Consider the following 1,137-nt stretch of genomic DNA (forward strand, 5'->3'; position numbering starts at 1 on the left):
AGGGTGGCCCGCTGGAGCGCGGCCAGGGCCTCCTGCCCGGCCGGCGAGGTGTCCGGCAGCCTGCTCGAACTCTCCTTGACGCCGAGGTAGGTGCCGGTGATCGGATCGAGGGCGATCAGGTCGTCGACATAGGCGTCGGCGACCTGGCGGGGCAGCGGGTTGTTGGTGTCTGACATGGGGGTCATCCTTTCCCAGGAGGAGGGCCCACGTCAGCACCGACCGGGCGTCCGGTGGTGACGGCGGCCGGAAAACGCCCCCGCCGCCACCACCGTGTCGCCTCAACTCCCGTCCGCACGCCCCTCGTCGAAGGCCGCTCCGCCCTGCGGCAGGACGGCCGGCACGGGCTCCACCCGGGCGGTGATCACCAGGGTGCCCTCCTCGACCTGGTACTCCAGCGGCAGCTCGAGGCCGCGCATCGCCGCCAGCATTCCGGTGTTGGACGCCTGCGTCACCGCGTAGACGGCGCCGCAGCCTGCCTCGGCGGCCATCCGCACCAGCCGGTACAGCAGTTCGCCGCCGATGCCACGGCGCTGCCAGGCGTCCTCCACGAGCAGTGCGACCTCGGTCTCGTCGCCGTCCCACAGGAGGTGACCGAGCCCGACGACGTGACCGCGCGTGGTCTCCACCACCAGGGTGCGGCCGAAGTTGGGGCTGAGCAGGTGCCGCAGGTAACGGTCGGCGTCGCCCACCGGGCCGTGGTACCGCCGCCGCAGGGTCTGCGCCGAGCAGCGGGTGTGGAGCGCCTTCGCGGCCTCCAGGTCACCCGGTCCGGCCCGGCGGACCGTGAAGTGGCCCGCGCCGGGCACCGTCAGCAGGTCCTCCGACACCGGAAGCCGCGGCCCCAGACGGCCGTCGAGCTCCACCAGGGCACGGGCCCGGGCGAACTCGGCCGGGGTGAAGGGCAGATGCGGCCGGTCCACGGTGATCACACCGCCGTCCGGGGTGGGCAGGCGCATCACGGTGCCGGAGACCTCGTCGAGCTCCGCCGCCCCGCCCTGCTGCTCCCCGCTCCCGCCGCCCCGCCCGGGCGGAGCCTGGCGGATGGCGCAGCGCCCCAGCAACTGGCGCAGCGAGAGCGGAAGTTCGGCGGGGTCCAGGGCGGTGCGGGTGGCCAGGGTCACGGCGCGGGTCGGGGCG

Annotated in this window: 1 protein-coding gene and 1 pseudogene; both read right to left on the bottom strand. The window is 74.6% G+C overall.

Features of this window, described 5'->3' with window-relative positions:
- Positions 1-176, bottom strand: a pseudogene (locus HW445_RS33975) (DUF885 domain-containing protein); the annotation flags it as partial.
- A gap of 102 nt (positions 177-278) precedes the next feature.
- Positions 279-1,137 (bottom strand): GNAT family N-acetyltransferase (locus tag HW445_RS31995; protein ID WP_180224257.1); only part of this gene is annotated, 859 nt, incomplete at its 5' end.

It is taken from the genome of Streptomyces sp. UH6 (assembly GCF_013421635.1).
Classification (GTDB): domain Bacteria; phylum Actinomycetota; class Actinomycetes; order Streptomycetales; family Streptomycetaceae; genus Streptomyces; species Streptomyces abyssomicinicus.